Here is a 22226-nt window from a genome sequence, read left to right as displayed (position 1 = left end):
AAAAAAGCCGTGTCGAAGCCTTGATTTCGCGCGGATTGCCACGCAAGAACCGGCCGGGCAGATGCACGGAGTTGAATGTGGCTGGCGTCATCGTATTGATCGTGTTGCTTGGGATCGCGTTCGCGGCCGGCTATTTCACGCGTGATCACATCTCCAGCAAACGACGCGCGGAAGCCCGCCGCTGGCGCGAATATAGCGAGCCGGATTGGCTCTCCGCCAATGCGCCTGCGAACACCAACGAGATCGCGAGCGCGATCACCGCGGCACCCGTCGTCACCGGCGAACTCGGCCAGATGCTGACCCGCTGGGAAAGCCGGGCCCGCGCCCGCCGCGCGGGGTAGCAGAGTTCGCAGTGCGCGTAGTCCCGTAGCCCGGATGAGCGAAGCGACATCCGGGGCCTTCGTGCCGGCTGCACCGCTCCCGGGTATCGCTCCGCTCACCCGGGCTACGGCACCGCGCCTGTGTCGCCCTCTGTCAATCCACGCGCGCGAAGATATTCCACTTTACCGAAATTCGGTTTCGGCGTATGTGTCGTCCATCCCGGCTCACCCAAGAGGGGCGACGTGTCGTCGTCATGTTCGCGAGCCGGGGTTGCGGTGGACGCGGCAGCGTCGGCATGAGAGGTGCGGGCAGGGCGGGTAGTCCCTGTGAGTCCGTAACCGCGTGCGGACGACGGCGCTGCTAGGCTTCGTCTCGCTCGTAAGTTTCCGGCTCTGTCGACGGAGCTCGGGAATACTGCGGCGACATGGCGGGCCGTGCGTACGGCAAAACCGTGTGGTCCTGGCCGTCGTTGCCACGGTCAAGTCTTTCGCGAAGGTGCGAGCGAGCCCAACCGGGCAGACTGCATCATCCAAATTCGCGGGGCGAGGGAGGCCAGAAGGAATGGTCGGCTCCCGGGAGATCACGGCATAAGCCGTCCAGCCACTGCGCAGGGAAGGCCGAGTGATCGGCGACACCTGTATGCTGCTGTGCGGTCTTTTTTGCGCGTGCATTTCGCGCAGCGGACCGCGGGTGCCAGCCGGCACCCGGCCTTCCCTGTGCCCTCTTGGATCAGAGGGTGGAGCGATGAAGCAAAGCTCGGGCGAAATCCGCCGCGAGGACGAGAAGGCATGTCTGCAACCACACATTCAATGTCGTCGCCCGGCCAGTGCGCAATTGCGCACTGCTGCAGAGCCGGCGCCAATCTCGGCGCGTCCCGTGCCGCCCTGGATCCCGGCTCTGCGCCGCAACGCCAAGAGGCGCTGCGACTTGTCCGGGACACGGAGAGAGCGGGACGACTCCCAACCAGGTCAGGTTCCCTGACCATCTTTTGGCGTTGCAGTTGCGGCTATTTCTCGTCTAGAAACAGGCTACTGAGCCCTCTGGCAACCAACCGTCAACGGTTTTGGCCGAGGATTTATGGGCTCAAAAGGGTCTGGCAATGCTGATTCGCGGCCAAATCGATGGGATTTCGGGGGAGGTGGCTCTGGCCGCCGCCACGATCCCGGCCGCGCTGCTGCCCACCCTCCTGATTGGCGGGCTTCTTCTTACTTGCCCCTGAGGGCCGGCTGGGCGCCACGCGCCTGGGCGCTCAGGGGTTGGTCGAGATCACCGGACACCTCAAGCGCCCTTAAGACTGACGGCGCGAAAGCTCAAAAGGAATTTTACAATGGCCCCCGCGAACAAGTCCGATAAGGACCGCGTCATCATTTTCGACACCACGCTGCGCGACGGCGAGCAGTGCCCCGGCGCCACCATGACCTTCGAGGAGAAACTCGAGGTCGCGGAGCTGCTGGATGATATGGGCGTCGACGTCATCGAGGCCGGCTTCCCCATCACCTCCGAGGGCGACTTCCAGGCGGTGAGCGAGATCGCCCGCCGCTCCAAGAACGCCGTGATCGCCGGTCTGTCCCGCGCCCATCCGGCCGATATCGACCGCTGCGCCGAAGCCGTGAAATTTGCCAAGCGCGGCCGCGTTCACACGGTGATCGCGACCTCGCCGCTGCATATGCGGGTGAAGCTGAACAAGACCCCCGAGCAGGTGCTCGAGACCTCGGTTGCCATGGTCGCGCGCGCCCGTAACCAGATCGACGACGTCGAATGGTCGGCCGAGGACGGCACCCGCAGCGAGATGGACTATCTGTGCCGCATCGTGGAAGCCGTCATCAAGGCCGGCGCCACCACGGTGAACATCCCCGACACCGTCGGCTACACGGTGCCCGAGGAATACACCCACTTCATGAGGACGCTGATCGAGCGCGTGCCGAACTCGGACAAGGCGGTATTCTCGGTGCATTGCCACAACGACCTCGGCATGGCCGTGGCGAACTCGCTGGCCGGCATCATGGGCGGCGCGCGCCAGGTCGAGTGCACCGTCAACGGCATCGGCGAGCGCGCCGGCAACGCCGCGCTCGAAGAGATCGTGATGGCGATTAACGTCCGCAACGACAAATTCCCCTACTGGAACAAGATCGACACCACGCAGCTGACCCGCGCCTCCAAGGTGGTCTCGGCGGCGACCTCGTTCCCGGTGCAGTACAACAAGGCCATCGTCGGCCGGAACGCGTTCGCGCACGAGAGCGGCATCCATCAGGACGGCGTGCTGAAGGACGCCTCGACCTACGAGATCATGCGCCCCGAGATGGTCGGCCTGAAGCAGTCCTCGCTGGTGCTCGGCAAGCATTCCGGCCGCCACGCCTTCGTGCACAAGCTGGAGGAGATGGGCTACAAGCTCGGCCCGAACCAGCTGGAAGATGCGTTCACGCGGATGAAGGCGCTCGCCGACCGCAAGAAGGACATCTACGACGAGGACATCGAGGCGCTGGTCGACGAGGAGATGGCGGCGTCGCACGACCGCATCAAGCTGACCTCGCTGACCGTGATCGCCGGCACCCATGGCCCGCAGCGCGCGACCATGAAGCTCGACGTCGACGGCCAGATCAAGATCGAGGAAGCCGAGGGCAACGGTCCGGTGGACGCGGTGTTCAACTGTATCAAGCGCCTGGTGCCGCACGAGGCCAAGCTGGAACTGTACCAGGTCCACGCCGTCACCCAAGGCACCGACGCACAAGCCGAGGTCTCGGTGCGCCTGTCGCACGAGGGACGTGCGATGACGGCGCGCGCCGCGGATCCGGACACGCTGGTGGCCTCGGCCAAGGCCTATCTCGGCGCGCTCAACAAGATCGTCATGAAGCGCCAGCGTGACACCGTGACAACGGCGGCTGCGAGTTGACGAGCGAAGCTCGTTATCCCGGGGCGTCTCGAAGAGGCGGACTATGGTGCGCAATTGCGCACCTGAGGATCTGGGGATCCTCCGATGTGCAATTGCACATCGTAGCTCGATGCTTCGCATCGCCCCGGAATGACGGCGTTGGTTACCGCGAATGGCCGCCCTGCTAACGGCCAATAGCAGTCCACTCCGGCGGCCTGTATTGATGCAGCCGGAACAAGCATTGGTCGCCCGCGCGGGCGGCTTAGATAACATCAGGGAGAGATTATGCGCACCATCGCAATCGCCGCGTCGATCGCGGCACTGGCACTCGGGCTTGCCGGGCCGGCATCGGCTCAATCGCCAATCATCATCAAGTTCAGCCACGTCGTCGCCACCGAGACGCCGAAGGGCAAGGCGGCGGAGAAGTTCAAGGAACTCGCCGAGAAGTACACCGGCGGCAAGGTCAAGGTCGAGGTCTACCCGAACTCGACGCTGTACAAGGACAAGGAAGAGCTCGAGGCGCTCCAGCTCGGCAGCGTGCAGATGCTGGCGCCGTCCAACTCCAAATTCGGACCGCTCGGCATCCGCGAGTTCGAGGTGTTCGACCTCCCCTACATCCTGCCCGACCTGAAGACGCTGCGGAAGGTGACGGATGGCCCGCTGGGCACCCGGCTGCTCAAGCTGCTGGATGCCAAGGGCATCACCGGCCTTGCCTATTGGGACAACGGCTTCAAGCAGATGAGCGCCAACAAGAAGCTGATCACCCCGGCCGACTATCAGGGCGTCAAGTTCCGCATCCAGTCGTCACGCGTGCTGCAGGCCCAGTTCAAGGCGCTCAGCTCGCTGCCGCAGGTGATGGCGTTCTCCGAGGTCTATCAGGCGCTGCAGACCGGCGTGGTCGACGGCCAGGAAAACACCTGGTCGAACATCTATACCCAGAAGATGCACGAAGTGCAGAAGTACATCACCGAGACCAATCACGGCTACATCGGCTACGTCGTGATCGTGAACAAGAAGTTCTGGGACGATCTGCCGGCCGACATCCGCGACCAGCTCACCAAGGCGATGAAGGAAGCGACCGAGTTCGGCAACGCGCAGTCGCAGAAGGAGAACGACGACGCGCTCGCCGAGATCAAGAAGAGCGGCAAGAGCGAGATCATCAAGCTCACGCCGGAGCAGAACGAGGCGATGCGCAAGGCGATGGAGCCGGTCTACAAGGATGCCGCAGGCCGCATCGGCCAACCCTTGATCGACGAATTCCTCAAAGAGGCCAAGAGCACGACGAACTGAGCACGACGAACTGAGCTCCGAACGATGAACGAAGGCTTCCTTGCGGTCTGCACGGAAGCCTTTCTGTTGCGAATGATTTCCGATCGCGGCTGGAGGTAAAATCGCGCGTTACATCTTCGTAAGGACATGCTCCCTGTCCAGATTGTAAGTTGCTTGTCAGCCGTCCGGCGCCCATCTTCATGGCCATCCTTCCAGAGGAGGTCCGGATGAAGAAGTTCACCATTGCCGCCATTGCCGTGCTCAGCATCGCCGGCTCGGGCGCGGTCTATGCCCAGTATCATCGCCCGTGGATGGAGCACATGCGCCACCACATCCGCATGAACCCCGAGGACCGCGCCGCCCTCGTCGACGCGCGGATCGCCGCCGTCCATGCCGGCTTGAAGCTCAACGCCGACCAGGAGAAGCTGTGGCCGCCGGTCGAGGCTGCCGTGCGTGATTTCGCCAAGCTGCGCATCGACCGCGCCAATGCGCGGATGAATGCCGGCCCTGGCGATGCCGGCAGGAATGCTGACAAGGACAGGCCGGAGGATCCGGTCGCCCGCCTGCGCCAGCGCGCCGAGGACATGGGCGCGACGTCGGCAGCCCTGAAGAAGATCGCCGATGCCGCTGACCCCCTCTACAAGACCCTCGACGAGGGCCAGAAGCGGCGCCTCGCCGTGCTGACCCGCCACCGCGGGCCGTTTGGAGGCGGCGAAGACGGCTCGCACCGCCACTTCATGGAGCGCGGCATGGACCGCATGATGGAGCGCAACATGGAGCACTTCCATCGTGACCGCTCCGACCGCGACGGCGGCCCCGACCGGGACCGCGAGGGCCGGCTCTGAACGGGGCTGGATTTCGCGACGATTAACCCTGGAGAAGCCGCTGGAATCCAGCGGCTTTTCGCTTTCTGGGGACTTTGGAAAAACCTTCATTGCATCGCTTGCCATACCCGGATCGCTTTGCTAAACGACCGACCTCGCAAGGCACTCACCGCCTTTCGGGCGCATAGCTCAGTTGGTAGAGCAGCTGACTCTTAATCAGCGGGTCCCAGGTTCGAGCCCTGGTGCGCCCACCATATAAATCAAACACTTAGCGGTTTGAGCAAACGGCAAAACGAGCGCCGTTTACACCATCGTTTACAGTTTTGTTCTCGCTTCGAGCTTCACCGCAGCTTCTGCGAGCTGAATGTCGCGACCGAGGTAGTGCGCATCGAGAATGGCCTCGACGTCCTTCAACGAATGACCGGTGACGGCCGCGATCTGCGGCACGCTGGCGCCTGCGATCGCAAGGCGAACCACCGCCGTGCCGCGCAAATCATGAAACGTCAGGCCGTCGATGCCGGCACGCTCGCAAGCCTTTCCCCCACGACGCGCGAGAGCCATCGGACGTCCAGGGCCGGCCCAGTGTGTCGTCAGGATGAGCGGCCCCCGACGGTCGGTGGCGTCGAGTAGAGCTCTCAACGGCGTGCCGGCCGGCATCGCGACGCGCCGGCCGCCTTTCGATTGCCGCAGCCAAATGTACGGGTTCTCGTACGCAGACCAGGGCAGGGGCCCGCGCGAGACCTGATGAACCGCCGAAAACAGTTGTTGCAATTTTGATTGACCGAGCGTGCCAGCGTTTGGCATTCGATCAAAGATGTGATCGAGACCATCCAAGTAAATGGGTACGTCGATTAGGCGGCGAGCATCACCGCCCCTTTGCTCGCCACACTTCGCCGCAAGCTCCGCTATTGTGGTCTCTGCTGATGTAAGCGAAATCACCCGGTATTGTTCACCATTGTCCGAACCGTCGTCGAACGCGGGGCTGCGCCGTTTGGTCGAGCCAGTGGCAAGGTTGTGGGCGAAATTGTTTGCACTGTGATACTTTTCTTTGTCAGATGCGACCGGCATCTTGTTTAAATCGTCGACGACCATCAGGCAGTCATTATGTGAGCGCAGGGCTGGTTCAAGGCCACCCAATGTTGCGTTCCAAGTGAGTAACTGGTCGATCCGACCGGCCCCACAAACTGACGAGCCGACTAAGGTAGCCGTCGTCTTTCCACCCCCGGTTTTCCCTGCGAGACAAAGTCCGAACGCCTGCTCGTTCGCGATGCGCAAGAGGGGCGCCGCAAATGAGCAGCACGTGGTCAGCATCATGCCCGACGACTTCCTGGCGAGCACTCCGACCGACCTGAGCCAAGCTTTGGATGTACCTCGCGGCTCAGGCCGATGCGCGTCAGGCGGCAGGCCGCAGATATTCTTCGTGTTGGCTCCAATGGCCCGATGTGCCAGCACAAATGTCCTATGGCCGGGGCGCCAACCTGTTGCGGCCGCGTATGCGGATCGCCTTGTTGGTTCCGAAGATCGTAGGGGCGTCGCCGGGGCAGTCAGTTGGGTGCGCAGGTCACAAGATGATGGTTTAGGCGCGGCTAAGTCATGTCTCACCAGAGGCGCCGTCGCTGTCCTCATTGAAGAGCGCTCTCAGCAAACGCCAAAGTTCGCGGTGACCAGCGGTTTGGCCGCCCTGTGTTAGATAGACCGCAATATCCATTGTCGATGTTTGGAATGCGACTGTGCCCCCGCGTCCTGTCTCCAAATGCGTCACCTCCCGCTCGACATACAAGCTCTTGGTGTCAGTATCGAAGACAAGAAAAGAACGATCCTCGTGTGTGATCTCCGGGCCTTTCACCTGACGATATAGTTGTCTCTTGAGGAAGGCCATTCTCCGCTCCCGATGAGGACGGTGCGATAGCTAGGTTTCGGAGACCAGTAAGGTTCGGACCCTCGTGGCGGCGTCATAGATTTCGATCTTGAGCATCCGATAGGTCGATTTCAGTTTGCGACCGGCTGATCTTGCCGCTTCGGCCGTCTCAAACTCCGATTTAAAGTGTCCGTCGACAACGACCACAAATCCCTCCGACGGCGGCCTGTCGGCACGCGGCACCTTTGGCTCAGGATCGTCAATTGAGCGAACCGACTTTTTCATGGGAGCTCTCATTGTATCGCAGGCGCGTGACAAGGGGCCTCTCTTGGCACCCAAAGCCAATCAAGCTGCCAGTCTCATTCGATGGCGGCATCAGAGAAGACGAATGACGAAATCCGGAGACGGGAACCAGCTTATCTGGCTCGGGTCTCCGGCTTTCGGCGAGGACCCCACAGGGCTAGGCCGCCTTGCCAGGTGCAGCGGTTTCGTTCGGCTCGGGGCTCGCGCTTGGGGGAGCGCCGGTCTTGATATTGATCGTCTTGGTGGTCTTCACCGCCTTGGCCGGCTTCTTAATGGCGAGATGCAGCACGCCTTTGTCGAAATGAGCTTCGATTGCTCCCTCTTCCGGCTCGAAAGGCAGAGACATCGATCGATAGAATGAGCCGTAGCTGCGCTCCTCGACGTGCCAGTCCTTTTCATCTTTCGTGCTCTCCGCCTTCTTCTCGCCGGAGATAACCAATTGGTTGCCGTCCAGGCCGACCTTGATATCTTTCTCGTCCACGCCTGGAAGTTCGGCTGTCACTTCGAAGGCATCCCTGGTTTCTGCCACATTAATTGCAGGCGCCCCCGCCCCAATGCTGGGAGTCGGCGAACCCTGATCGAAAGCGCGAAATGCGTTTTCCATTTCACGCCGCATGGCCCTTAAAGGATCGAATGCAACCTCCTGGCTGGCGGTCCACAATCTCGGAAGGCTCATCTGCTCTCTCCACACGTTCAAGAAACATCAAAAGCAGCTTGCTCCCCGCGGTCGCGGTGGCTTTGATGTAGCGCAAAGCGGCTGGGTTATTTCGAAGCGGAACGCTAGCCCATGCCGATGAAAGAGAGCACGTCAATGAAGTTGCCCTAATGGCGCCCCACGAGCTTGCATCGCTGCACTGAAAGCCGGCAGGCGCGAGCGCATTCAGTCGCAGCCGGACTAATACCAGAGGCCAAAGATCCATTTCGCGCCGAGGACGGTTTCCCAGACTGCGGTCAATTCGACCGCCAGCACAACGACGCTGACCAGCAGCGCGATCAAGAGCAGGAGACCGTCCTCTTCGAGATAGGCCAGCGAGATCAGCGCGATCACCAGAGCGGGGACGACATTGCTGAGAGGGACCGGCGTGAAGAGCAGGGTAATGTTCAGGAGCACGACGACGGCGCCGACGAGACGCTTGGTCGCATCGAGTGGAGTCGGCCAGCGGGGATGAATGAGCTTCTCGAGAGACCTAAGCACGGGCACAGCGCGCTGGACCAGAGCGGCAAGGTGCCGTGTCGGCAATGGACGGGCGGCGATGCGGCGCGGGAACACCGGCATGTTGTGGCCCAGAATCATCTGGAACGCGGGGATCATGAGCAGCAGGCCCGCGACGATCGAGACACCCGGCGCAACAGCTACCACGGCGAGCAGCAGCATGATGAGGCCGTAGGAGCGCTTGTGCATGCGGCTCATCAGCCAACCCAGGGTAAAGTGATCCCGCCGGCGCCTCGTCGTGCAGTCGCTGCAGCAAGACCGAAGCGGGGACAAACGCTGTCGTGTCGGCGGGTAGCGCCTGCTTCAGATTGGGTCTCCTCTCTCTTCCTTCGAGGCCGACCGCAATTGATTGGATCAACGAACTCCACCGCGCTATGGCGAGGAGACGCGGCAGAGGCATTCCCAAAGCCACCCCCATGGAATGGGCCGCATTCGAGCCCGGCTCATCACCTGCTCGCCGGCCACCGCTTGGTCAAAGTTTGCCGAGCAAAAGCAAGATCAGCAGAATGACAATCACAAGACCAAGACCTCCACCACCGTAGTAGCCAGTACCGTAGAACGGACCGCCACCGATCCCACTGAAGCCGCCCAGCAGCGCGATGATTAGAATGATCAGAATGATGGTCCCGATTGACATTTCGATATCTCCCTTTGCGACTTGGTCGCGACTGGCTCGAACATTGCGCCAACCGCCGATTCCAGGCAGGTTCCCAGTAAGGAACTCATCTTGTCGCGAAGTAGCAAGGCCTGGTTGACGCAAATCAAAGATGTGGATGGTTCGAAACGGCCCCATCATGTTCGGATAGTCAGCAGCCAGTCGTCGAGCCGTTGCAGCCAGCGCCGAGGGGGAGGTGGAGCGGGGGGCGGTTTGAGCTTGAGGCGGTCGCCGTCACGTCCATGAACGAGCTGGAGCGTTCGGGTGTGGTAGACTGCGAGATCCGGTCGGTGACCAATGCTTAACACGGTGGTCCGCTTCAGCTCGTCATCGAACAGGCGCATGACGCGGCGCTGGCTGTCTTCGTCGAGCGCGGCTGTCGCCTCGTCGAGAAAGACCCACCCAGGCTTGTGCAGGAGAAGCCTCGCAAAAGCGAGGCGCTCCTGTTCGCCAAGCGAAAGCTCCTTGTCCCAGCGCTCGGTCTTGTCGAGCTTGGGAATGAGATCGCCGAGATCGCACCGCTCCAGGGCTTGTCGTACATCCGCGTCAAGGAAGGCGTCGGCCGGGCTCGGATAGCTCAGGGCGTTTCGTAGCGTGCCCAGGGGCAGATAAGGGCGCTGCGGCAGGAACGACATGGCCTCGGGCGCAGGCGTGAGGATTGTCCCGGATCCCCACGGCCAGAGGCCCGCCACGGCGCGGAACAGCGTCGATTTTCCTCTTCCGGTGTCGCCGACAATAGGACGCGCTCGCCCGGGGTGATGCTGACCGTCGCGTCGTCGATGACGATATGGCCGTCCGGCAAGAGGATGCGCACGCCCTCGAAAGCAAGATGTCCTTGCGGATGCAGACCGCGTTTGATTTCCTCTGCGCCCGCTTCGATCGCAGGGAGATTGTCGAGCGCTTCGCGAAACCGCGCGACGCGATGGACTGCTGCGCGCCAGTCGGCGAGCCGTGAGAAATTATCGACGAACCATCGCAACGCCAATTGTACCTGGGTGAACGCGCCCGCCACCATGATCAGGCCGCCCAGCGTCAGGTTGCCGCCGAAATAGGCCGGTGCTGCCACCAGGATCGGAACGACCAACGACAGCCAGCCGATGCCCGATGTGATCCAGGTCAGGTGAGCGAGCGAAGAGGATATCCGCCGCATCGTGTCCACGACAGCCGCGAGCGCGGCCTCGAGATGCCGCCGTTCGTCATTTTCCCCGCCATGCAGTGCGATGCTCTCGCCGGACTCGTTGACCCGAACGAGTGCAAAGCGGAATTCCGCCTCACGCGCATATCGCTCGCCGTTCAGGGCGATCAGCGGCCGCCCCACGATCCAGGTCAGAGCCGAGCCGATCGAGGCATAAGCGAGCGCACACCAGACCATATAGCCGGGAATGGCGATGTCGTAGCCCGCGACCTGGAAAGTGACTTGCGCCGAGAGAGTCCAAAGCATCCCGACGAAAGCTATGAGCTGAAGCAAGGAATAGACGATGCCGCAGCCGAGGTCGGCGGTGTAGTCGCCCAAAAGGCGCGTATCCTCCTGGATGCGCTGGTCCGGGTTGTGACCATACTCGCCGGCAAAGCCGAGTTGATAGACGCGCAGCGGCTTGAGCCACTCGGCCAGGAGGTGACGGGTGATCCATTCCCGCAGTCGAAACTTCAGGCGCTCCTGGAGAAAGGTGTTTGCGACCGTGAGCGCCAACAAAATAGCGATGATGACGACAAACGTCTGGAGATCGTGAACGAAGCCCGACAGGTCCTTGCGGCCGACGGCGTCGAAGAACCGGCCGTTCCAATCGTTGAGTTGGACTTGTCCAAACATGTTGGCAATGGTGACGACAGTCGAAGCAATGAAGATCGCCACTACCCGTCGCCCGCCTTCAGCCTGCCGAAGCACGCGCGTGAACAAGCTCAGGTCCCGGGCAAGATTGAAATCGTGTACTGGCGCAGCCTTGATGAGCGCGTTCGCGAGAGGGGGCCTGGCTGCCACGCCCGGCATGATTGGAATTAAAGGATGCGCAGCCTGCGGCAGCTTCGGAATTGCCTCCGCCGGCGGCGAGACGGCCTGTGGAGCAGCAGGTGATGCAACGTCAGCCTTCATACGCTCGTGCCCCCCTGTTTCGTCCGCGGATCATCGGATTGGAGCAGGCCCCGGCGACTGGGATCCTGACCCGCCGCGATGACCTGCCCCGGCGGTATGAGCTATTGCACTATCATGAATGTGCTTGGCTCGCCGTCTGTTCATCGCCGATGCGGCATCTGGTGCGGTGGGCCGTGCCATTGCGGAGATATCTCGGCGAGCCCTTTCGCTGTCACTACCGGCTGAATGGAAAATACGGAAAGAACGGAAAGAACGGAAAGAACGGAAAGAACGGAAAGAACGGACCGTAAACTACCGGTGCAGGAGAGCGTTCACGTTCAGAGGTCCTGAAAACGTCGTCGGCGATTCTTTTCTGGTCGTCGGGCATTGCGTCGTAAAGCGTCGCGAACGATGCAATCAGATTATTCAGCCCGTCGACATGCGCCTGTGCATATTTCTGATAGCTTTTCAGATCGTCCACTGCGGTCATGTCTTGTGGGGGCATCCTCCGAGTTTCTGCAATTAAGGTGTCCATGTTAATGGCATTTTCGCGCATCGCCTGCGCTACGGCGTCCCATTTCGGCTCTTGGTCGGACGTGATTTTCAGCGCCCTCTGAAGAGTCCTGACCCGTTGCTCGACGGTCTCCCCCTTTTGCCTCGGTGGCTCCCGCGGCGGCCCCGCTCGTATCGGACTGCACCAACTGGATTGCAGAGTCGGGGACGGTCTCGGCGCGAACCGCGGTCGGCGGGCTGGCGAGCATCGTCGAGCCCATCAGCGCCCCGATCGCAACCGAGCAGACGAAGGGCACGGGTATGGCAATAGGACCGAAGAAAGATGACATGGCGTGTCCTCTCTGGAAGCCTACGCGCAGCGTTTCTGCGGTTGCGCACTGAAGCGCTTCGGACCGGCTGGTATTAAAGTTACGTGCGGTTGAGACAGTGGAATTGATGCTGATCAACTTGAACGCACGGCGGAGCAAGGCCCACCCAGCAACCTGCTCCGGCTGGAAGCACCGGCGCGGCTATGGAGGGAACGAGGGTGGCTGACGCCTTCGGATAGCGCCTACATTGCGCGATGTCCCCCGGAGCCCCTCCGAAGCTCAGTGTAAGCACCTCGCTCGGTATCCCCCTACTGGGCGGGCCTAGTTTACGAGCTGCCTCAGTTGGCTGCCTCTTTCACCAAGAGGCAGATCGAGGAGCCCAACCACGATCCAGGGGGGAACTATTAATTGGCGGTTTTGTTGTGGTCCCGCGAATCTCTGCATTGATCGAGATCAAAGCCAAATGCGGCGATGCAGTTAATCTTAATATACCGGGGCTGGTGATTTTAATGAGCGTTCATTGCAACCCGGTAAGGGGCTGCTGCGAGGCGGCCCCTTTTATTCGACAATGGCCCCCGCGCTCATTTAAGCGATTTCGTACGGCCAGCGCGCACCTCCAGCTCAACCTCTCGGGCCTCTTCTTTTGAAATGAGATCCGGAAGCACCGACCGTTTCTTGGCATCGGTTTAAGCTGGCTGAGGGGCCGCTGGAATTCGGTACTGAACATTGCTAAACAGTTTCGGCCGCGCTGAGGGCAAATCCACCTAAGCAGTTTCGGGCGATTCCTGTTGCGGGAGCAGGACTGCAGAACTTTTATCGCCCAGTAGTTCCCGGTTGATTTGCTTATGAGATGCGTCCGCCAGCATGCTGGACAGCCTACATTCGCGTATTCTTCGGCTTAGGCCGTGGACGCAATCTCAAGCTTAAATGGCAACGGGACATTCATCTCAGTGCGCGGGCACAGAAGCGGAGGAGCCGTACGCATTACGGACATCGACATCGGCGGACATCGTGCCTGGAAAGTTTCTCGTTAGTCGGCGAACTCCAGAACAAACCGACCTGCGCCCGTCGTCTTGGTGGTGAATTTGAGGGTTTTTCCGGCAAGCGATCCAGATGCGAATTTGACGATCGCGGTGCCCGAACTTTCGCCGCCGACCGGGCTGCCATCTTTCATGATCATGGACTGAGTCCCTTGCAACATCTGCGTGACGGCCAATCCGCCCCCCGCGCGATGCGTGCCGCCGGCTTGCAACTGCGTTGCCTTGGCACCATCCCATTCCGAAACGTTGACGGCCGAATACACCGCGTTCTTCAGAATGCCCTCGACGCCAAAGCAGGAGAATTGGGTCGTCACCAGATTATGTCCGCTGCGATCGCCAATCGGCTCCGGCGCTTGGATGCCGTAGACGTTGCATTCATTAGCGTCCGATGGGGTCGGCGGATGCAAATCCGACTATTCCCATGCAGCCGATGGCAGAAGCGAAGATCGTACCGATGACACGTTTCAACATGGCCGACTGATCTTGACCTACATCAATCGAAAGCTTTAGCCGCCAACCGCGCGACGGTGGCGATCGTTATCCGCGATGGCTCCCAAGCCAAACATCAACATTGCGGGGCGCTGGAGCCCAAGGACGACGTGGAATTCGAGCTTTCGCGGGCGCCGCTCTCAGCCGCGCATACGTACTTTATCATCCTTCACCTGAGATGGATCGGTCTTGTCCAATGCGAGAAGAAGCGACGCGACACGGTTGGCCGAAGCAGCCCATTCGGCAAGGCGTGGATAGTTATCCGTAAACCAGCTGCAGGCGCCCTGGACCACGACAAAGGCTGCGGCCGCCTGGACGACCTCGCCGAGCAGAATCGTACCGGCAACGTATTTCGGCGTGCAAAGCAGCAGACCGATCACCGGCGTCACCAGCGAATTCGTGTGGGTTATGATCGTGAGACGTACGAGTTGCCAGCAATAATCCAGCCACGATGAGATTACCGCCTTGAGGGCGGGGTGGATCGCGCGAATTCCATCCTCGCCTTTCATGCCGGGTGCCGTGCTTTCTCCGCTTTCACGCACATGGGTTCCGACGGCCCTCAACTGGGCTTCGGCCCGTTTGTTCTCTTCCAGAACGTCCGTCAGCCGGCGGCCGATCAACATCGTCACGGCTGCTACGGCGATCGAGTAGATGACGACGGCGACGACCAGATAGCCGGGAATGGTCAGAGTGAGGCTGGCTGCATCAATCGTGAGATTGCCTCCGACCACCCAAAGGATGCCGATAAAGGTGGCCGCTGTCAGGAGAGAAGCCGCGAGCCCGAGAACGAGGTCGACCGGGAGATCCGTTGCCAGTCTGACGTCCTCCGCGATACGATATTCAGGGGCCTGATAGTCTCCCGCTACGAAGTTCAGTCGCACAAAGCGATCCTGCCCCAGCCAGTAGCGGTAAAGCTCATCGCTGAACCAGGCTCTCCACCTTCGCTGGAGCGTCATCCGCCCCCAGACCGAGAAGACGGCGAGCGACAGGCTGGCCGCAGCGAGCGGGATGAATCGCAGCGCCTGGCTGAGGAGCTCTTTCCCGTCCTTGCGCTCGACCGCGTTGAAGAAGTCGCGGTTCCAGAAGTTCAAGTAGTATTGGGTCAGCAATTGCAGAAGAACTGTCGCAATGAGCAACACCGTGAGAAGCCAGGCCCAGCCCGCCGACTTGCCTTTCCAGAAGCCCCCGGCACTTTTCCAGAAGCGCAGCAGCAACTGCCGTTCGCCGGGTGAGTGGTACGCCTCGTTGCTAAGCATGATAGCCGGCTATGATTGTGACGTTCACGCTGGATGCTAGGCGATGAACGTCGGCAGCAAGGCAAAGCCCCGTTCCGGGACTGAGCAGCGCCGCCGAACCGCCGGCAATGCCATAACGCAGGGCGCTATCGAGCTTGTCGCCATTGGCGAGGCGCCACACCATCGCCCCCAGGAAGCTGTCGCCTGCGCCGGAAACGCTGACAGGCTCCATAGGAAGGCCATTCGCACGCATGGCGATGTCGCGCGTCAGGAGCAGTGCCCCGCCGGAGCCCAACGAGAGGGCAATGATCTCGATGCGATAACGGTCGAACAGGCGGCGCCCCGCCTCCAGGAGCGAGGATTCGTCGGCGCAACTGATCCCCGCAAGCTCCTGAAACTCGCGAAGGTTGGGCTTGATGAGATAGACGCCCGCTTCCAGCGCGGCTTTGAGCGAAGCGCCGGACGTATCAACGATGACTTTGGCCGCCCCTTTCGATGCCCGGACCACCTTGCCGTAGAAATCGACCGGCGCACCCGGCGGCAGGCTGCCGCTTGCGATGACAAACGCGGCCCGCGGAGTGAGACGCGCAATTGCGTCGAGACATTGCTGCCATTCGAATTCGCTGAGGGAGGCGCCCGGGAAAACCAGCCGGAACTGCTCCTTGCTGGTCTCGTCGAAGACGGTGATGTCTTCGCGAGTATCCTTCAACGTCGGGATGACGATGCTGCGCACAGCCTCGCGTTCAACCAGCGCCGCCAGCGTTTGGCCGGTTGCGCCGCCGGCCGGATAGACCGCAGTCGCTTCGAGGCCGAGCCGCATCAGGACACGGGCCACATTGATCCCGCCACCGCCGGGATCACGCTGAGCCTCGGTGCAGCGCATCTTCGTGAAGGGCACCAGCTTCCTGACCGAGGTCGAAATATCGACAGCCGGGTTGATGGTCAGGGTCACGATGTCGAGTTGCGGTATCTCAGCCAATGCCTTCGACCTCCATCAGGTTACGAAGGCCGACGAACGCAACGTCGTCGTCCAGGACGAGATAGGCTGGTATGGGTTCCAGGAATTTTCGGAGCCGCCCCTTCTCCTCGAAGCGCCGGCGAAACTCGGAGGCGGCAAGATAGTTTGGCATGTGGCGCAAAATGCCGCCGCCGATGAATATCCCGCCTCTCGCATTCAGCGCGAGCGCTAGGTTGCCCGCGACAGACCCCAGCATCGCGCAAAACATGTCGACGGCGGCGCGGCTGGTCGGACACGTCCCCTCAATTCCGGCCCGCGTAATGTCGGCCGCGCGGCGTTTTGGCGGCGTCGCGCCGTCGATCGAGGCGAGAGCGTCATACAGGTTTTCGAGCCCCGCGCCCGACAGGGCGCGTTCGGCCGACACATGTCCGAAACGTCGCCGCAAATGCTCAATCACCGCATCCTCGCGTAACGAACCGCCTGCCATCGTGGCATGGCCTCCCTCGCTGGCGAGAACGATCTGTCCGCCGGGGCGTGGTATGCTCACCGCCATTCCCAAACCGGTGCCTGGGCCGATCGCGGCAAGGGGCGCTCCCGGCACCTGCTGCCGCCCGCCGAGCTGCAGCAAGCTGCGAGGGCCAAGGCGGGGTAGGGCCCATGCGACTGCTTCAAAATCGTTGATCAATCGTACGATCGAAAATCCATGGGTCCCGCGCAACTCCTCTGCATCGACGATCCAGGAATTGTTCGTGAGCGCGCAGCGGCCATTCTCAACCGCGCCGGAAGCGGCAAGGATCGCATGGGCAGGCCTTTCGGCCTTGGCCGAAGCGCCGAGATAGGCAGCGAGCGCTTCCTGAAAGGTAGCGTAGTCATTGACCGCCATATGTGTGATCGCGCCGAGCTCGCCGTCAGTTAGCAATGCGAAGCGGGCGTTGGTCCCTCCAACATCTGCAAGCAACGCGGCTCGTTCTTCCAGCGTCGCCTTGATCATGGCCGCACCGCGCTGATCAACCCGGCATACCAGCGGAAAGACGATTTCGGGATTCGCCGCAGCGAAGCATAATCGACATAGGTCAAGCCGAACCTGATGCTGTACCCGGAGTCCCATTCGAAATTGTCGAGCAGCGACCAGACGAAATAGCCACGAACATCGACGCCGCTGGCAGCGGCTTCGTTCATCGCGTTGATATAGGCCTTCAAGAACTCTATCCGGCCCGGGTCGACTACCGCACCGGTCTGGTCGGGCTGGCCGGAATCGCCATAGCCATTCTCGAGCACGTAGATTGGGAGGCCATACCGCGCGTGCACATCCTGCAGTGCTTGACTGAAAGCGTCGGGATCGATCGGCCATCCGATCGGGGTCAAGGGCAGGCTGGCCGGCTTGTCACCGAAGTCGTAACCCAGCATCGAATCCGCCCCGGCCTTCACGTAGACCGGGCTATAGTGGTTCAGTCCGAACCAATCGAGCGGACGGCAAATCCGCGTCAGATCCCCCGGCTGCATATGCGGTTCGATCGCCGTGCGCATCGACCGCGGATACTCGCCGCGGCATTGCGGATCCGGAAAGACCGCATTCCAGTACACATCCAGGCGTGCCGCAGCCGCTGCATCGGCCTCGCTTGCGCTGGAAGGCCGGCATGGCTGCCGATTGTGAATGCAGCCGATCGAGGCGTTGATTACGTTGGCTCGAAGCACATCCACCGCCGCCCCGTGGGCGAGATTGACGTTGTGGATCATGCAGTGGAGCTTGTCCTCGCTGCTGCTATCCCGCTTGCCGAGCGAACGGCTGAACAGGCTGAACATCGACGGTTCGTTGAATGTTGCAAAGCGCTTGACCCGGTCACCAAAGCGCGCGGCGATCAAACTCGCATAGTCGGCGAACCACACGGCCGCTTCCCGATTGAGCCAGCCGCCGCGCTCCTCGAGGGCCTGCGGCAGGTCCCAATGATACAGGCACAGCCACGGCTCGATACCGGCGGCCAACAGCTCGTCGATCAGACGGTCATAAAATGCAAAGCCCGCCTCGTTGGCGGATCCGCGGCCCTGTGGCAGGACGCGCGGCCAGGAGACCGAGAACCGGTACGCCTGCACGCCTAGCGCCTTCATGAGACCGACATCTTCGCGGTAGCGATGATAATGGTCACACGCGACGTCGCCGGTGTCGCGATTCTTGATCTCACCGGTCCGACAATAGATGTCCCAGACGCTCAATCCGCGCCCATCCTCCTGAGTTGCCCCTTCGATCTGGAAGCTGGAGGTAGAAACGCCCCAGATAAAATCGGAGCGCAGGCTGGCGGTGTTCGGCAGTTGCGTTGTCTGCATGGACGACCTGCTTGGTCCTGCTTGTCGGCGACCGCTATGCTGTTGCGCGGTCCGCCGGTGATCTCAGGCACGTTGTCTCCCTGTGACATTGGTAGTCGTGTCGGTTCCGAGTGGTATTGAGATAGGTCAAGAAGCCCCGTGCCGGCCGTGCGATGGATTGATATCGTTAGAATGTTGCCGGGGTCCGCGCTTGCAAAGAACCAAATGGGGAGGGGTGGTCGACGCCGACCTCAGCGGGAGCGGCTTCTTCCGCGTTGCCGAGCGCAATGGCGTATTCTGGCTCGTCGATCCCGATGGTGGCAGATTTCTCTCGAAGGGCGTCAATACGGTCCGATTCGATCAGGATCGCATCGCCGGGACCGAACGCGTGCCTTACGCCGATGCCTGCCGGACCAAGTACGGCAACCTGCAGAGCTGGCGCACCGCTGTGTCCGACCGTCTGGCAAGCTGGGAATTCAACACGGTCGGCTGCTGGTCAGACGAACTCGTCGCCAGCACGGGATCGCGCTTGCTGGCGACCGCGCCGATCACGGAGCTCGGCGCTTCGTTTCGGCTGCACCGGCGTGATCAGATCTTTCCGGATGTGTTCGATTCCGAGTTCTGGGCGCATATCCGCGTGAGCGCCGATCAGCGCTGCCGGCACCGGCATAATGATCCCGGCTTGCTCGGAACGTTCGTCGATAACGAACTCTACTGGTCGCCCGACTGGCGCGGCACCGACGAGCTTCTGACGTTATTTCTGAACCTGCCATCCCATCGTCCCGGCAGGATTGCCGCAATCTCGGGTCTGCAAGCGCACTACCGAGAAATTTCTCAATTCAATGCGGTATGGCGCACACGGGCGCGGTCCTGGGAGGAGCTCGGCAGGATCGAACACATCGTGGCGCCGTTTGTCAGACTCCGGCCCGGCGCCGTAAACGATGCGCTAGAGACCAAGGCCAACCTGGAAGATCCCGCCCGCGAGGCGTTCTCAGCAGATTGCGATGCCTTCGCGGCTGTTGTGGCCGATAAGTATTTCGAACTGTGCGTCTCGGCGATCAAGGCGGCCGACCCCAATCATCTCGTGATCGGCTCCCGGTTCGGATATCAACCGCTCAGCGGTGTGATTGCCGCGGCCGGCCGTCATCTGGATGTCGTTTCATTCAATTGCTACGACTTCGATCCAGGTCCTGTTATTGACGCTTACGCCGCTACCGGTAAGCCGTGCCTGATCTCGGAATTCTCGTTCCGCGGCGACGATGCGGGCCTACCGAATTCCAAGGGAGCGGGGCCACGGGTGGCCACTCAGACGGAGCGCGCCCAGGCTTTCGAGGGCTACGTCGTGGCAGCACTCAGCAAGCCGAATGTGATTGGCTATCATTGGTTCGAGCATGCCGACCAGCCGGTCCAGGGCCGCTTTGACGGCGAGGACTCCAATTTCGGCACGGTGACCATCGATGACCAGGTTTATGGTGAGCTGACGGAGATGATGAGAAAGGTCAATGCCGCGGCGGAGCGTATCCACGCTGCTGCCGTCGCGGCCGCGATCTGATTGCGACAACGCGCGGAAGCGTCACGTCCCGGACTTTGGGAGAGTGGCCTCGGCGTCCGCCACGGCGGCCATGGTCCGAAATACGCTCGCGGGATTCACGCTGATCGAATCGATGCCCAGCCCCGTCAAATAGCGCGCGATCTCCGGGTAGTTCGCGGGTGCCTCGCCGCAGATGCCGATGTGGCGACCGTTGCGCTTGGCCCCGACCACCGCTTGCCGGAACATCTCCAGCATGCCCGGATCGCGCTCGTCGAAGTCGAAGGCCACGATATCGGAATCCCGGTCGACCCCCAGCGTGAGCTGGGTGAGATCGTTGGAGCCGATCGAGAAGCCGTCGAACAGTTCCGCAAACGCGTCGATCTGGATGACATTATTCGGGATCTCGCACATGACGTAAATCTCGAGACCATCCTCGCCGCGCTTCAGTCCATTGGCCTCCAACGTCGCAATCACGCGCCGGCCCTCGCCGACCGTGCGGCAGAATGGCACCATGAGGCGCAGATTGGAGAGACCCATCTCCTTGCGCACTCGGCGGAGCGCAGCGCATTCCAGTGCAAACCCCTCGGCATAGGCGGGATGGCTATATCGTGAGGCGCCCCGGAAACCCAGCATGGGGTTTTCTTCCTTGGGCTCGAAGCCTTCCCCGCCAAGCAGGCTGGCGTACTCGTTGGTCTTGAAGTCGGAAAGTCGGACAATCACCGGCTTCGGATAGAATGCCGCGGCAATGGTACCGACGCCCTCCGCCAGTCGTTGAACGAAGAAATCTGCCGGGCTCGTGAAGTCCTTCACCAAGCGGGCGATCGCGGTCCGCGCCTTGGTTGACGTGACCTTCTCCGGCTTGAGCAGCGCCATCGGGTGAACGCCGATATGTTCGCTGATGATGAACTCCATGCGGGCGAGGCCGACTCCGGCCTGCGGCTGCATCGCCGTGCGGAACGCCATTTCCGGGGTTCCGACGTTGACCATGATCGCCGTGCGCGGCTGCCGCAGTTCGTTCACTGGCGTCTTTGTAACGTCGAAGGCAATGGCTCCCTGATAGACGCTGCCGATATCGCCTTCGGCGCAGCAAATCGTGACGTCAGTCCCGGTCTTGATCTTTTCGGTCGCGTGCGTAGCGCCCACCACGGCGGGGATGCCCAACTCGCGCGCCACGATGGCGGCATGGCAGGTGCGGCCGCCCTTGTCGGTGACGATTCCGGCTGCGATCTTCATGACCGGCTCCCAATCCGGGCTGGTGGCCGGCGCCACCAGGATTTCACCCGGCCTGAAGGCTGCAAGATCGCGCGCGGTCGAAATGCGGCGCGTACGCCCTGAAGCGATCTTCTCCCCCACCGCGCGACCGCTGACGATGACCGGGCCATGTTCCTTGAGGTTATATGTCTCGTAGAAGTCCGCTGAGCGCTGCGAGGCGACGGTCTCGGGCCGGGCCTGAATGATGTAAAGCTTCCCGTCGACACCGTCCTTGGCCCATTCGATGTCCATCGGCATCGAAACGCCGGCATGTTTCGAATAATGGGCTTCGATCCGGACCGCGATCTCGGCAAGTCTCAGCACGTCCGGGTCGGAAATGCAGAATTTCTGTCGTTCGGCGTCAGGCACATTGCGGGTGAGCGTCGCATGGCTGCCGCCACGCTTGCCGTAGATCATGCGGATCTGCTTGGCTCCGAGCCGGCGCCGCAGCACGCGGCGGAAACCCTGGCTCAGCGTTGGCTTGTGAACGTAGAATTCGTCCGGATCGACCTGGCCCTGCACGATGGTCTCACCGAGGCCGTAACAACCCGTGACAAAGACCACGTCACGAAAGCCGGATTCGGTATCCAGCGTGAAGACGACGCCGCTTGCAGCCAGATCCGAACGGACCATTTTCATCACGGCAACAGAGAGCGCGACCTTGAAATGATCGAAGCCGTTGTCGATGCGATAGGAGATCGCGCGATCGGTGAAAATGGAGGCAAAGCAGCGGCGGCATGCTTCGAACAAATCCTTCGGCCCGCGCACATTGAGAAAGCTCTCGTGCTGGCCTGCAAAACTCGCCGTCGGTAGATCCTCCGCCGTCGCAGAACTCCGAACGGCGACCGCGACCCCGATCCCGGCCTCGCGCTCGAGCTGCCGATACGCTTCCACGATCTGTTCGCGTAGACGCGGCGTTTCCATCGCTTTGTATATAATCTCGCGGGCCTTGGCGGCCTTGCTCGCGAGCTGCCTGATCTTGGTTTTGTCGATCCCGTCAAGAAGCCCGTGAAGTGCGTCCGCGACACCGTCCCGGGATAGCGCTTCGCGATAGGCGTCCGCCGTGATCGCAAAGCCGTTGGGGACGGAAATCCCCTGGGGCGCGAGAGCAGAATACAACTCCCCTAACGACGCGGTCTTGCCGCCGACCAGCCCGACGTCGTTCAATCCGATTTCGAGGAAAGATTTGATATATCGAGCCATGAAAACATCAGATCATG

Annotated in this window: 19 protein-coding genes, 1 tRNA gene and 1 pseudogene; 6 read left to right on the top strand and 15 right to left on the bottom strand. The window is 61.4% G+C overall.

Translation table 11 applies throughout. The features are described from left to right. The first annotated feature begins 77 nt into the window (after window positions 1–77). The 5 genes from CIT39_RS25965 to CIT39_RS25945 all read left to right on the top strand — a co-directional run bounded on the left by CIT39_RS25965 (window position 78) and on the right by CIT39_RS25945 (window position 5537). Window positions 78–341 carry a hypothetical protein gene (locus CIT39_RS25965; RefSeq protein WP_094977853.1) on the top strand — a complete coding sequence of 88 codons (264 nt, stop codon included), beginning with the start codon at window positions 78–80 and terminating at the stop codon, window positions 339–341. Between the two features lie 1307 nt (window positions 342–1648). Then, window positions 1649–3211, top strand: coding sequence for a 2-isopropylmalate synthase (locus CIT39_RS25960; RefSeq protein ID WP_094971782.1), 1563 nt, complete (start codon window positions 1649–1651; stop codon window positions 3209–3211). A gap of 264 nt (window positions 3212–3475) precedes the next feature. Next, window positions 3476–4480, top strand: coding sequence for a TRAP transporter substrate-binding protein (locus CIT39_RS25955; protein WP_094971783.1), 1005 nt, complete (start codon window positions 3476–3478; stop codon window positions 4478–4480). 206 nt (window positions 4481–4686) lie between these two features. Then, window positions 4687–5304 carry a Spy/CpxP family protein refolding chaperone gene (locus CIT39_RS25950; RefSeq protein ID WP_181955118.1) on the top strand — a complete coding sequence of 206 codons (618 nt, stop codon included), beginning with the start codon at window positions 4687–4689 and terminating at the stop codon, window positions 5302–5304. Between the two features lie 157 nt (window positions 5305–5461). Next, window positions 5462–5537: transfer RNA gene (locus CIT39_RS25945), tRNA-Lys, on the top strand. Window positions 5538–5598: 61 nt separating this feature from the next. Here the strand turns inward: CIT39_RS25945 and CIT39_RS25940 are convergent. From CIT39_RS25940 to CIT39_RS25875, 14 genes and pseudogenes are all read right to left on the bottom strand, one after another. Further along, window positions 5599–6909 carry a DUF927 domain-containing protein gene (locus CIT39_RS25940; RefSeq protein WP_244607457.1) on the bottom strand — a complete coding sequence of 437 codons (1311 nt, stop codon included), beginning with the start codon at window positions 6907–6909 and terminating at the stop codon, window positions 5599–5601. Further along, window positions 6875–7162, bottom strand: a complete 288-nt coding sequence (locus CIT39_RS25935) for a hypothetical protein (protein ID WP_094971785.1) — start codon at window positions 7160–7162, stop codon at window positions 6875–6877. Before CIT39_RS25935 ends, CIT39_RS25940 begins: the two co-directional genes overlap by 35 nt. 30 nt (window positions 7163–7192) lie before the next feature. Further along, window positions 7193–7426, bottom strand: coding sequence for a hypothetical protein (locus CIT39_RS25930; protein ID WP_094971786.1), 234 nt, complete (start codon window positions 7424–7426; stop codon window positions 7193–7195). A gap of 175 nt (window positions 7427–7601) precedes the next feature. Further along, on the bottom strand, window positions 7602–8120 hold the full coding sequence (locus CIT39_RS25925; protein ID WP_094971787.1) for an Hsp20/alpha crystallin family protein: 519 nt from the start codon (window positions 8118–8120) through the stop codon (window positions 7602–7604). Window positions 8121–8339: 219 nt separating this feature from the next. Further along, window positions 8340–8855 (bottom strand): exopolysaccharide biosynthesis protein, encoded by a 516-nt coding sequence (locus CIT39_RS25920; protein WP_202975542.1) that lies wholly within the window; start codon window positions 8853–8855, stop codon window positions 8340–8342. Window positions 8856–9129: 274 nt separating this feature from the next. After that, on the bottom strand, window positions 9130–9294 hold the full coding sequence (locus tag CIT39_RS25915) for a DUF3309 family protein (RefSeq protein ID WP_065752791.1): 165 nt from the start codon (window positions 9292–9294) through the stop codon (window positions 9130–9132). Between the two features lie 155 nt (window positions 9295–9449). Beyond that, window positions 9450–10016, bottom strand: coding sequence for an ATP-binding cassette domain-containing protein (locus tag CIT39_RS25910; RefSeq protein ID WP_244607637.1), 567 nt, complete (start codon window positions 10014–10016; stop codon window positions 9450–9452). A gap of 254 nt (window positions 10017–10270) precedes the next feature. Then, window positions 10271–11122: pseudogene (locus CIT39_RS25905) on the bottom strand (SbmA/BacA-like family transporter); the annotation flags it as partial. 493 nt (window positions 11123–11615) lie between these two features. Further along, entirely contained in the window at window positions 11616–11981 is a 366-nt protein-coding gene (locus tag CIT39_RS25900; RefSeq protein ID WP_244607636.1) for a Spy/CpxP family protein refolding chaperone, read from the bottom strand. 1250 nt (window positions 11982–13231) lie between these two features. Beyond that, a complete protein-coding gene (locus CIT39_RS25895) occupies window positions 13232–13648 on the bottom strand; it encodes a hypothetical protein (protein WP_162308682.1) in 417 nt (138 codons plus the stop codon). A 222-nt stretch (window positions 13649–13870) separates the two neighbouring features. Then, the gene (locus CIT39_RS25890) at window positions 13871–14986 is read right to left on the bottom strand and encodes an SbmA/BacA-like family transporter (RefSeq protein WP_094974069.1); all 1116 of its coding nucleotides are present in this window, start codon (window positions 14984–14986) and stop codon (window positions 13871–13873) included. Continuing rightward, window positions 14979–15917, bottom strand: a complete 939-nt coding sequence (locus CIT39_RS25885) for a 1-phosphofructokinase family hexose kinase (protein WP_244607456.1) — start codon at window positions 15915–15917, stop codon at window positions 14979–14981. Before CIT39_RS25885 ends, CIT39_RS25890 begins: the two co-directional genes overlap by 8 nt. A gap of 19 nt (window positions 15918–15936) precedes the next feature. Continuing rightward, the gene (gene glk, locus CIT39_RS25880) at window positions 15937–16914 is read right to left on the bottom strand and encodes a glucokinase (protein WP_094974070.1); all 978 of its coding nucleotides are present in this window, start codon (window positions 16912–16914) and stop codon (window positions 15937–15939) included. Beyond that, entirely contained in the window at window positions 16911–18245 is a 1335-nt protein-coding gene (locus CIT39_RS25875) for a GH1 family beta-glucosidase (protein ID WP_094974071.1), read from the bottom strand. Before CIT39_RS25875 ends, glk begins: the two co-directional genes overlap by 4 nt. A gap of 214 nt (window positions 18246–18459) precedes the next feature. Here CIT39_RS25875 and CIT39_RS25870 point away from each other — a divergent pair, with 214 nt between their 5' ends. After that, window positions 18460–19776 (top strand): glycoside hydrolase 5 family protein, encoded by a 1317-nt coding sequence (locus tag CIT39_RS25870; RefSeq protein ID WP_244607455.1) that lies wholly within the window; start codon window positions 18460–18462, stop codon window positions 19774–19776. Window positions 19777–19797: 21 nt separating this feature from the next. Here the strand turns inward: CIT39_RS25870 and ppsA are convergent, their stop codons facing one another. Next, window positions 19798–22209, bottom strand: coding sequence for a phosphoenolpyruvate synthase (ppsA, locus tag CIT39_RS25865; RefSeq protein WP_094974073.1), 2412 nt, complete (start codon window positions 22207–22209; stop codon window positions 19798–19800). Window positions 22210–22226 lie beyond the last annotated feature (17 nt).

Origin of the sequence: Bradyrhizobium symbiodeficiens (assembly GCF_002266465.3) — a bacterium.
Taxonomy (GTDB): domain Bacteria; phylum Pseudomonadota; class Alphaproteobacteria; order Rhizobiales; family Xanthobacteraceae; genus Bradyrhizobium; species Bradyrhizobium symbiodeficiens.
Note: the sequence above shows the minus strand (reverse complement) of the source record. Positions and strands in the feature narration are given on the sequence as shown.

Excerpts from the sequence above, each read along its gene's own strand:
- ppsA (WP_094974073.1), bottom strand. The coding sequence starts at position 22,209 with ATGGCTCGATATATCAAATCTTTCCTCGAAATCGGATTGAACGACGTC.
- CIT39_RS25950 (WP_181955118.1), top strand. The coding sequence starts at position 4,687 with ATGAAGAAGTTCACCATTGCCGCCATTGCCGTGCTCAGCATCGCCGGC.
- CIT39_RS25955 (WP_094971783.1), top strand. The coding sequence starts at position 3,476 with ATGCGCACCATCGCAATCGCCGCGTCGATCGCGGCACTGGCACTCGGG.
- CIT39_RS25960 (WP_094971782.1), top strand. The coding sequence starts at position 1,649 with ATGGCCCCCGCGAACAAGTCCGATAAGGACCGCGTCATCATTTTCGAC.
- CIT39_RS25925 (WP_094971787.1), bottom strand. The coding sequence starts at position 8,120 with ATGAGCCTTCCGAGATTGTGGACCGCCAGCCAGGAGGTTGCATTCGAT.
- glk (WP_094974070.1), bottom strand. The coding sequence starts at position 16,914 with ATGATCAAGGCGACGCTGGAAGAACGAGCCGCGTTGCTTGCAGATGTT.
- CIT39_RS25915 (WP_065752791.1), bottom strand. The coding sequence starts at position 9,294 with ATGTCAATCGGGACCATCATTCTGATCATTCTAATCATCGCGCTGCTG.
- CIT39_RS25935 (WP_094971785.1), bottom strand. The coding sequence starts at position 7,162 with ATGGCCTTCCTCAAGAGACAACTATATCGTCAGGTGAAAGGCCCGGAG.
- CIT39_RS25890 (WP_094974069.1), bottom strand. The coding sequence starts at position 14,986 with ATGCTTAGCAACGAGGCGTACCACTCACCCGGCGAACGGCAGTTGCTG.
- CIT39_RS25875 (WP_094974071.1), bottom strand. The coding sequence starts at position 18,245 with ATGCAGACAACGCAACTGCCGAACACCGCCAGCCTGCGCTCCGATTTT.
- CIT39_RS25940 (WP_244607457.1), bottom strand. The coding sequence starts at position 6,909 with ATGAGGACAGCGACGGCGCCTCTGGTGAGACATGACTTAGCCGCGCCT.
- CIT39_RS25930 (WP_094971786.1), bottom strand. The coding sequence starts at position 7,426 with ATGAAAAAGTCGGTTCGCTCAATTGACGATCCTGAGCCAAAGGTGCCG.
- CIT39_RS25920 (WP_202975542.1), bottom strand. The coding sequence starts at position 8,855 with ATGAGCCGCATGCACAAGCGCTCCTACGGCCTCATCATGCTGCTGCTC.